Genomic DNA, 9,559 nt, shown 5'->3' on the forward strand with positions numbered 1-9,559 from the left:
CTGGAACGGTGGCTCACCGAAGACATGGGCTGGACGAGCCTTGGTATGATCCCCTCTCCCATCTCAGGCGGCGACGGCAACGAGGAGTTCCTGCTCGCCGGTCAAAAGCCGCTTGGCGATGGCAACGACGACACCGATGATGACATTGGGGATGACGACATTGGGGATGACACCGGTGACGAGGCCGATGACAGCATGGGCGAGGACGCCGAATGAGCGCCGAGACGGTGACCATCTCCAGCCTCGGCGCCAAGGGTGACGGCGTCGCGCATGGCGAAAACGGGCCGATCTTCGTGCCCTTTGCGCTGCCTGGCGAAACCGTGTCGATTGCACGGGTCAAGAGCGAAGGCACGATCATGTCCTTTGCCACGACCTCGCCGGACCGGATCGCGCCGGTGTGCAAACATTTCGGCCCCGACGGCGTCGGCGGCACCTGCGGCGGCTGTTCGCTGCAGCATCTGGCGAAACCCGCTTACAACGCCTTCAAGCGGCAGATCCTGATCGCGGCGCTGAAATCCAAGGACATCGAGGCGCCGGTCGCAGACATGGTCGAGGCGCATGCGCACCAGCGCCGCCGGATCGTATTTACCGTGCGCCGGCGCGAAAAGGATCTGGTCATCGGCATCAACCAGGCCGAGACACACCATGTCGTGCCGATCGAGGAATGTCCCATCGCGTCGAACGGGATCATCTCCCGGCTCGACGCGATGAAGATCATCGCCAAAGCAGCAGGTTCCGATGCCTTCCGTATGACGGTGACGGAAACGTTGACCGGCCTCGACATTTCGCTCGACGGCCTGCGCGGCGGTCTGGGCGATCGCGAACGGCGTGCCGTCAGCGATGCGGTGATCAGGCTGCGCGACATCGCGCGCGTTTCGGCCAATGGTGAAATCGTCATCGAACCGCATAAACCGATGCTGGACTTCGGCGGCGCGCGCGTATCGCTGCCGCCGGGCGGCTTTACCCAAGCGACGCTGGAAGCGGAAGAAAAGATGGCGGAGATCGCCATTGCCCATATCGGCAAGGCCAAGCGCGTCGCAGACCTGTTTGCCGGGATCGGCACATTCGGATTGCGCATTGCCCGCAAGGCGCAGGTGCATGCCGTGGAAGGTGACGAGAAGGCGATCAAGGCGCTGGATCACGGCGCTCGCAATACACAGGGCCTGAAAACCTTCAGCGTCGAACGGCGCGACCTGTTCCGCCGGCCACTGATGACGTCGGAGTTCAAGCATTTCGATGCGGTGGTGTTCGATCCGCCGCGCGCCGGTGCCGAAGCGCAATGCGCCGAGCTTGCACGATCGCAGGTGAAGAAGATCGTGGCGATCAGCTGCAATCCGCTGACGCTGGCCCGCGACCTGTCGATCCTGATTGCCGGCGGCTACAGGATCGACCAGGTAACCCCGATCGACCAGTTCCTCTGGTCGCCGCATGTGGAAGCGGTCGTGACCCTCTCGAAGGGTTGACCCGCAACGATCGCAGGCTGATGGTGTTCCGGACAGCTGTCGGGCACCGCTCTTTAAGAATTAGTTAAAATGCAACCCAAGATTATTAATCATGGCCGTTGCACGCATCGCGATCCTGTGTCATCGTATTAGCTCCAATGCATACTTGCCAACCGAAGTGGTTGAATGGAGGAATCCCATGTCGGAAGTTGCGATGCACGGACACGGCGTCCGTGGGATGAACCGTGCCGCCTTGCAGGCCCTTGCCGGCAATGCAGACCCTGGAAAATTCGGCCGCATTTTTCCAACGCTCACAGCGCTCGATGCGGACGAAGACGACCTCTTTGAACTTGCCGTCGCGATGAAGGATGCCGTCGGTGCGGACGGCAATACCGATCCCGCGGGCGACAATCCCAATGTGCCCGCCGGCTTTACCTATCTCGGCCAATTCGTCGATCATGACATCACGCTCGACACGACGCCGCTCGAGCAGCAGGAGGCCGATCCTTTGGCCACCAGCAATTTCCGCACGCCAGCGCTGGATCTCGATTCGCTCTATGGCGACGGGCCGGGCATCCATCCCTATCTCTACGACCGCGATCCGGCGACGCATCGCGTCATCGAGAAATTCCTGATCGGCAAGGCCTCCGCGTCAGCGGACAAGGCCGGCAACCCGATCGCGGCGTTTCCCAACGACCTGCCGCGCAACCAGGTTGGCCATGCGCTGATCTTCGACGAACGCAATGACGAAAACCTGCTGATCGCGCAGTTTCACCTGCTGATGCTGAAGTTCCACAACAAGGTGGTCGACGGCCTGCAGGCGAGCCAGCCGGCGCTGAAGGGCATGGCGCTGTTTCACGAGGCGCGGCGCATCGTCACCTGGCACTATCAGTGGATCGTGCTCTTCGATTTCGTCGAACGGCTGACCGAACCGGGGCTGGTGCGCCGGATCAAGCATGACGGCCGTCGTTTCTATCGGTTCCGCAGCCGGCCGTACATGCCGGCGGAATTTGCAGCGGCCGCCTACCGCCTCGGTCACTCGATGGTGCGGCAGAGCTACAGCCACAACCGGGCGTTCAACCCGGGTCCGGATGCCTTCACCGACGGGACGCTGAAGCTCCTGTTCAATTTCACCGGCAAGTCAGGCCAGATCGTCGGCGAACTGATAGACAAAGGCGCGGTCAACACCGGCGGCGGTCCCGGCCCCTTGCGGGATCTCCCCTCCAACTGGATCATCGACTGGCGGCGCTTTTTCGATCTTGGCACGCCGCCGGAGCCCAACTTCACACTCAACCACGCCCGGCGCCTCGATCCCTTTATCGTGCCTGAACTGCATACCTTGCCGGGGCTACGGCCGGAGACAGACAAGACCGCAGCGCGCGACTTCGTCCTGCCCTTCCGCAACCTGAAGCGCGGCGTTCAGATCGGCTTGCCGTCGGGCCAGGATGTCTGTCGGGCCATGGGGATCGTGCCGATGAAGCCTGCGGAAATCGCCACCGGCGCGGACGGGACGGTGGCGGCCAAGCACGGTTTTCACAAGAAGACGCCGCTCTGGTACTACGTGCTCAAGGAGGCCGAACACTATCACAAGGGCCTAAGGCTTGGTCCGATGGGATCGACGCTCGTCGCGGAGACCTTCATCGGTCTCGTCCACGGCGATCACGATTCCTTCCTCTGGCGGCAGTCGAACTGGAAGCCGGAGTTGCCGGGTGCTTCGTCCGGCCACTTCACCATGGTCGACCTCATCCGCTTCGTCGGTGACATCGACCCGATCGGCTGAACCGCTGTGTCTCAGTAGGTCTGGAGCACGCCCGAACCGATTGCGTTGGCGCAGCGGCAACTGCCGCCGACGCGGCCGGGACTGGCCGGGCAAGATGCTTCCGCACCGCCATTGCGGGTGCCCGAAGGCGGAATGACACAGTAATAGCGCTGCGGCCGCACACCTGGCTGCCTCTGGCGCCGGGACTGGCTCTGGATGATGACATCACCGTTGTCATTCACCAGCTGAAGATCGGCCTGGGTCCGGCTGGCCGCCTGCGCGACCCCGGCGACGGATGAAAGGCCCAGGCAGGCCAGGCAAAGGGCAAGGCGGAACGCACGCAACATGGTGACCTCGAACAGTTTTCACGCTTCGTCTCGATAAACGCATGAGACGGATGTTTGTGCGACCACTATCCGCAGAACCGGTGAACAGAACCTGAACTATTCGAACACGATGCGTGAGCGCAAGGATGGAACGGGCGGCAAAGCAAAAACGGCACCACGATGGGTGCCGTTTCTGGGTTTCAGGGTGAAGAAAAAGATCAGGCCGCGTAGCGACGGCGCGTCTCCTGCGCGTTTGCCCGCTCATCGATGCGGAACTGGGCGAGAAGCCCGGTCAGGGCCGCGGCTTCGGTGGCCAGACCGTGGCTTGCCGCCGTCTGCTCCTCGACCATGGCGGCGTTCTGCTGAGTGCCCTGGTCCATGGTGTTGACGGCGGTGTTGATCTCGGAGAGGCCGGTCGACTGCTCGCGCGACGCGGTCACGATCGCGTTGACATGGCCGTTGATCTCCTGAACCTCGCGAACGATCACCTCCAGCGCCTGGCCGGTCAGGTTGACCAGTTCCACGCCGGCCCGCACCTGATCTCCCGATGCGCCGATCAGCGTCTTGATCTCCTTGGCGGCATTGGCCGAGCGCTGGGCGAGCTCGCGCACTTCCTGGGCGACGACGGCAAAACCCTTGCCGGCCTCGCCGGCACGGGCCGCCTCGACACCTGCATTCAGAGCGAGCAGGTTGGTCTGGAAGGCAATCTCATCGATCACACCGATGATGTTGGAGATCTCGCCGGACGACTTTTCGATCCCCTGCATGGCGCCGACCGCGCGCTGGACAATCTCGCCGGACTTTTCCGCACCGCCACGGGCACGGGTGACCAGCTGGCCGACTTCTTCGGCGCGATGGGCACTGTCCTTGACCGTGGTGGTGATCTCTTCAAGGGCTGCCGCGGTCTGCTCGACGGAGGCGGCCTGCTGCTCGGTGCGGCGGGCGAGATTGTCGGCGGACGACCGGATCTCGGTCGCACCGCTGTCGATGGCCCGGGCATTGCGGCCGACCATGGCCAGTGCGTCATGCAGTTTGGTCACCGAATTGTTGAAGTCGGCGCGCAGGCGATCGAGATCGCCGGCAAACGGCGTGTCGATGCGATGGACGAGATCGCCATTGGCAAGGCGACCGAGGCCATCGGCCAGAGCCTGCACGGCGAAGGACACCTGCTCGGATTCACGCGCCTTCAGGGCTTCGCGCTCGCGGCGCTCCTGTTCGGTCATCGTGCGGGTTTCATCCGCCTCACGGGCCAGGCGGCCGCGTTCGATGATATTGTCGCGGAAGACGGCAACGGCTGCGGCCATCTGGCCGATTTCGTCGACGCGGTCTGTGCCCGGAATATCGCCCGAGACATCGCCACCGGCGAGCTTGCCCATGACACCGGTCATATCGACGACCGGACGCACGACGAGCCGCGACAGCAGCGCTGCAAGCACAGCCGTCATGGCAATGACGCCGATGATCGTGGCGATGGTGGCGGCCACGCGGAACTGGCCGATGCTGGCATAGGCCAGAGCGCTGTCGACGGTGACACCGAGATACCAGTCACCCATCGGCAGGCCCTTGATCGGCAGGAAGCTGACCAGGACGGACTTGTCGGCAAATGTGCTTTCACTGATGCCGCTACCGATCACCGGTGTGTTGGCCGGGAAGGCATCGGCCAGCTTCTTGGTCACCAGCGCATTGTCGGCATGAACCAGAATGGTGCCATCGGCCTTGACGAGAAACGCCGAGCCCTTGCCGCCCATGTCGACGGATTTGACCATATCGACCAGCGATGTCAACGAGAAGTCACTGGCGGCGACGCCGAACAGCCTGCCGTCGCGCTTGACCGGCATGGCGGCGCTAATGATCAGGTTGCCGGTCGATGCATCGGCATAAGGGTCGGTCAGGACCATCTTGTCGGCCTTGACGGCATCCTGGTACCACGGGCGCTTGCGCGGGTCATAACCTTCCGGCAGCGGCTGGTTCGGAACGGAGGTGAACACGCCCTGCTCGTCGCCGACATAAGTCGACATGAACTCGCGGATCAGCACGGGATTGTCGAAGGCCGCGGTGATACCGGCTGCATCGCTGGCCTTGGCGGCCGCATTGCCGGCCAGCTCGGTCAGCATGACGCGGGCACCCAGCCAGTTGGAGATGCTCTGCGAGGCCTGAAGGCCGGAGGAGCTGATCTCGCTTTCCACAGCATCGGTGGCGGCCCGGCGCTGGAGGCTGTCGATATAGACCGAGAAGCCGGTCAGAGCGGCCACGACCACCAGGGACGCGACCAGCAGGATTTTGGTCATCAGATTGGAACGGGCGTTCACGAGGAATTCCTGAGATTCTCATCCGCCATTTCGGCATGCAGATGCAGCCGGGCCGGACACTGCCATTGGGTCATGGTGTGACAAGCATGCGACCTCATGTCGATGCTGCGATTCTTTTGGATCGCCATTCACCGATGAATAGGCCGAGAGAATTAAGAGGAATTTAAGCAAAAGCTCACGCTGGCAAATAAACTGACGAACGTCATTTATTTCCTCAGTGCGGCCCGAGCCTAGCGTCCTTTCATGAAGGCCTCGAAGGCGGCGCGGGCTTCCGTGCTCTTCAACTGGGCGACAAAATGCACCAGCTCTTCCTGCATGCGGGCACGCACCTCGCCCGGATTGCCCCGGACCAGGGCACGGGCGATCTTCATCGCGGCCGGCGGCTTTGCAGCGAGCGCGGCGGCGATCTTCAGGGTTTCGGCTTCGACGTCTGCGGGCGCAACCACCCTCCAGATCAGGCCGGCCTCGCGGGCCTGCTCGGCTGAAAAACCTTCGCTTGCGGCCAGCATGGCAAAGGCACGCTGATGGCCCATGATGCGCGGCGCGATCAGGCTGGAGGCCGCTTCCGGCACCAGGGCGAGATCAACGAAGGGGGTCTTGAACAGGCTGCGGTCGGAGGCGACGGTGAGGTCGCAATGCATGTGCAGCGTGGTGCCGATGCCGATGGCGAGGCCATCGACGCCGGAGACCAGCGGCTTGGTGACTTCAGTCAGCGCCTTCAAAAGGCCGAAGGCGGCGGGTTCACCCACGGCACCGGCCATGGCGAAACCGAGAAAGTCGGCCATGTCGTTGCCGGCGGAGAAACAGCCTTCCGAGCCGAGGAAGACGATGGCCCGGATGCTCTCGTCCGCCTCGCCTTCGAGCAGACCGGCGGTGAGCTTCTGGTACATGGCCTGGGTGATGGCGTTCTTCTTGTCCGGGCGGTGGAAGCGCAGGACGAGCACGCCGGGATGGGTGTCTGGGCGGGTGATCTGGATGTGGTCGGTCATGCTTGTCCCTCTTCAATTAGACCCGTCGCTGCGAAAAGCCCCTCACCCCGCCTCCGCTTCGCTCTTCTCCCCGCTTGCGGGGAGAAGGTGCCGGCAGGCGGATGAGGGGCCGCGTTTCGCGCGACGCCAAAGATTAAGCGAATAGAGCCCGTGCCGCCTCCAGGCTCGCCGCGCCATTGATGACGCGGTCCTTCAGGGCTGCGGTTTCTGCGATGATGTTCTCGGCGGCAAAACGGCAGAGCGCCAGGCGATTGTCACGGCCGTGCTCCTCGTCGGCGAGTGCACCCTTGGCGAGATATACGCCGGTGAGCGCCAGCCCGAAGAGGCGCTGATAGGGCGTGGCACCGGCGAGTGCTGTCGAAGCATTGCCGGCGGCAAGCTGGGCCAGCAGCCATTCCGTCGTCTCTTCCAGGTCGGCAAGGCTTGCTTCCAGGCGGTCTGCGGTTTCACCGAAGCCTTCGAGATTAGAAGTCCGAACGGCGGAGACGGTGTCTTTCAGTTCCTGGATGAAGCCGCGTACCTGTGCGCCATTCGACAAAGACAGCTTGCGGGTGACGAGGTCGGCGGCCTGGATGCCGTTGGTGCCTTCGTAGATCGGAGCGATGCGGCTGTCGCGCCAGAAACGGGCAGCACCCGTCTCCTCGATGAAACCCATGCCGCCATGGGTCTGGATGCCGAGCGAGGCAACTTCGACGCCGGCATCGGTGGCAAAGGACTTGGCGATCGGGGTGAGCAGGGCTGCACGCTCGGCCCAGTGACGAGCAGCTTCACCCTCTTCGTGATGGCTCATGTCGGTCGCGTGGGCGCAGGTGTAGCAGATGGCGCGCGCCCCTTGCGTCAAAGCCTTCATCGTCACCAGCATGCGAGCGACGTCGGGATGCTCGATGATCGGGCTCATGCCCTGCCCCGTCCAGCCCGGAGCCTTGCCCTGGGTGCGGTCCTTGGCATATTGCACGGCCTTCTGGGTGGAGGCCTCGCAGATGGCAACGCCCTGCATGCCGACCGCAAGACGGGCATTGTTCATCATCGTGAACATGCAGTTGAGGCCCTTGTTCTCCTCGCCGATCAGGTAGCCGATGGCACCCGGCTCATCGCCGAACTTGCCGTCTCCGTAGATCATCGTGCAGGTCGGGGAACCGTGGATGCCGAGCTTGTGCTCGAGCGAATGGCAATGGAGGTCGTTGCGGGCGCCGAGCGAACCATCCTCGTTGACTAGGTATTTCGGTACGAGGAAGAGCGAGATGCCACGTGTGCCGGCTGGCGCATCGGGCAGACGGGCGAGAACCAGATGGATGATGTTTTCGGTGATCTCGTGTTCGCCCCAGGTGATGAAGATCTTCTGGCCGAAGATGCGGTAGGTGCCGTCGTCGCGGCGCTCGGCGCGCGACTTCATCACGCCGAGATCGGAGCCGGCATGCGGTTCGGTCAGGTTCATCGTGCCGGTCCATTCGCCGGACACCATTTTCGGAAGGTAGGTCTGCTTGAGGCTGTCTGCACCGTGGACCGTGACCGCATCGACCGCACCCATGGTCAACGTCGGGCCGAGGGCAAAGGCCATCGAGCCGGAATTCCACATTTCAAGCGCTGCGACATTGAGCATGTGCGGCAATGCTTGGCCGCCGAATTCTTCCGCAGCGGTCAGCGAGTTCCAGCCGCCTTCGGCCCAGTGGCGATAGAGATCGGCCCAGCCGTCGGGAACGATGACCTTGCCGTCGACCATGCGGGCGCCCTGCGCGTCGCCGATTTCGGCGAGCGGTGCGACTTCGTCCGAAGCGAAGCGTCCGGCCTCCGACAGAATGGCATCGACGAGGTCGTCGCTCAGATCGCCGAGCTTTCCGTCGTCGATTGCCTTGGCCAGACCGGCCACATGCTTCAAGGTGAACGCAATCTCCTCCACGGGCGCCTTGTACATGGCATTCTCCTCCATATCTCATGTGCAGCTGCACGCGATCATCCCCCACCCAGGATGCGCGAAGCTTCCCAGTTTGGCTAATTTATTTTTACGTAAACGTCAAACTATTTGCGATGGCTACAGCGGCAGACCCTGCATGCGGCGCACCGCGGTAGGCTTATGAATTGACCCTGACCCCGCCCTCGGCGGCCCTGCAAACCATGGTAGAAGTGCTGCGCAACCGGTGTTTCAGGCATATGCGATGTATCGGCGTGCCATCAATTCGTCACATGTCTGTCATCGCCACTGACTAACCCAAAGGCTGGAACCATTCCAATCCAACCTTGGAGGCCAACATGACCGATACGAACACCAACCACCTGTCCTGGGACGAATGGGACGAGTTGCAGAACCCGCCCCCGGCCGTCACCGATTTCGACCGCGTCGTCGAGCGTGCGATCTCGCGTCGCGGTTTCCTCGGCGTGCTGGCCATGGGCTCGGCCGCTGTCGCCATGGGCTCGGTCGGCAACCTGATGAACTCGACCTCGGCACAGGCGCAGGAAGCCGCCTCGCGCTTCCCGTTCAAGCCGATCGCCATCGCCACCGACACAACCATCCACGTGCCGGAAGGTTACAGCTGGAGGCCGCTCGCCAAGTGGGGCCAGCCGCTGTTTTCGAATGTCGCTGACATCGATCCGGTCAACGGCGTTTCGCTCGAAGCCTCCGACAAGGTCTTTGGCGAGAATACCGATGGCATGGAGAGCTTCCTGATCGGCACCCACCAGGTGATCGCCGTCAACCACGAATACGTGAACAACGAGACCAACCTGCCGAACAACGAAG

General features: G+C 62.8%; 7 protein-coding genes and 1 pseudogene. 4 read left to right on the plus strand and 4 right to left on the minus strand.

Annotated elements, in window-relative coordinates:
• From PDO_RS28910 to PDO_RS05115, 3 genes and pseudogenes are all read left to right on the plus strand, one after another.
• Positions 1–216, plus strand: a pseudogene (locus tag PDO_RS28910) (TlyA family rRNA (cytidine-2'-O)-methyltransferase); the annotation flags it as partial.
• The gene (locus PDO_RS05110; RefSeq protein ID WP_007598715.1) at positions 213–1,463 is read left to right on the plus strand and encodes a class I SAM-dependent RNA methyltransferase; all 1,251 of its coding nucleotides are present in this window, start codon (positions 213–215) and stop codon (positions 1,461–1,463) included. The pseudogene PDO_RS28910 and the gene PDO_RS05110, both read left to right, overlap by 4 nt.
• 178 nt (positions 1,464–1,641) lie before the next feature.
• Entirely contained in the window at positions 1,642–3,222 is a 1,581-nt protein-coding gene (locus tag PDO_RS05115) for a peroxidase family protein (RefSeq protein WP_007598717.1), read from the plus strand.
• 11 nt (positions 3,223–3,233) lie between these two features.
• Here PDO_RS05115 and PDO_RS26640 read toward each other — a convergent pair whose 3' ends face one another.
• The 4 genes from PDO_RS26640 to PDO_RS05135 all read right to left on the minus strand — a co-directional run bounded on the left by PDO_RS26640 (position 3,234) and on the right by PDO_RS05135 (position 8,737).
• Positions 3,234–3,548 carry a hypothetical protein gene (locus PDO_RS26640; RefSeq protein ID WP_007598718.1) on the minus strand — a complete coding sequence of 105 codons (315 nt, stop codon included), beginning with the start codon at positions 3,546–3,548 and terminating at the stop codon, positions 3,234–3,236.
• A gap of 197 nt (positions 3,549–3,745) precedes the next feature.
• Positions 3,746–5,836, minus strand: a complete 2,091-nt coding sequence (gene mcpU, locus PDO_RS05125) for a methyl-accepting chemotaxis protein McpU (protein ID WP_007598719.1) — start codon at positions 5,834–5,836, stop codon at positions 3,746–3,748.
• Positions 5,837–6,066: 230 nt separating this feature from the next.
• A complete protein-coding gene (locus PDO_RS05130; protein WP_007598720.1) occupies positions 6,067–6,825 on the minus strand; it encodes a crotonase/enoyl-CoA hydratase family protein in 759 nt (252 codons plus the stop codon).
• Between the two features lie 133 nt (positions 6,826–6,958).
• A complete protein-coding gene (locus tag PDO_RS05135; protein ID WP_007598726.1) occupies positions 6,959–8,737 on the minus strand; it encodes an acyl-CoA dehydrogenase in 1,779 nt (592 codons plus the stop codon).
• A gap of 335 nt (positions 8,738–9,072) precedes the next feature.
• Here PDO_RS05135 and PDO_RS05140 point away from each other — a divergent pair.
• On the plus strand, positions 9,073–9,559 hold a 487-nt coding region (locus PDO_RS05140; protein ID WP_007598728.1), incomplete at its 3' end, for an alkaline phosphatase PhoX.

The organism is Rhizobium sp. PDO1-076 (assembly GCF_000247475.1).
Classification (GTDB): Bacteria; Pseudomonadota; Alphaproteobacteria; order Rhizobiales; family Rhizobiaceae; genus Allorhizobium.

Excerpts from the sequence above, each read along its gene's own strand:
- PDO_RS26640 (WP_007598718.1), bottom strand. The coding sequence starts at position 3,548 with ATGTTGCGTGCGTTCCGCCTTGCCCTTTGCCTGGCCTGCCTGGGCCTT.
- PDO_RS05135 (WP_007598726.1), bottom strand. The coding sequence starts at position 8,737 with ATGTACAAGGCGCCCGTGGAGGAGATTGCGTTCACCTTGAAGCATGTG.
- PDO_RS05110 (WP_007598715.1), top strand. The coding sequence starts at position 213 with ATGAGCGCCGAGACGGTGACCATCTCCAGCCTCGGCGCCAAGGGTGAC.
- PDO_RS05115 (WP_007598717.1), top strand. The coding sequence starts at position 1,642 with ATGTCGGAAGTTGCGATGCACGGACACGGCGTCCGTGGGATGAACCGT.
- PDO_RS05130 (WP_007598720.1), bottom strand. The coding sequence starts at position 6,825 with ATGACCGACCACATCCAGATCACCCGCCCAGACACCCATCCCGGCGTG.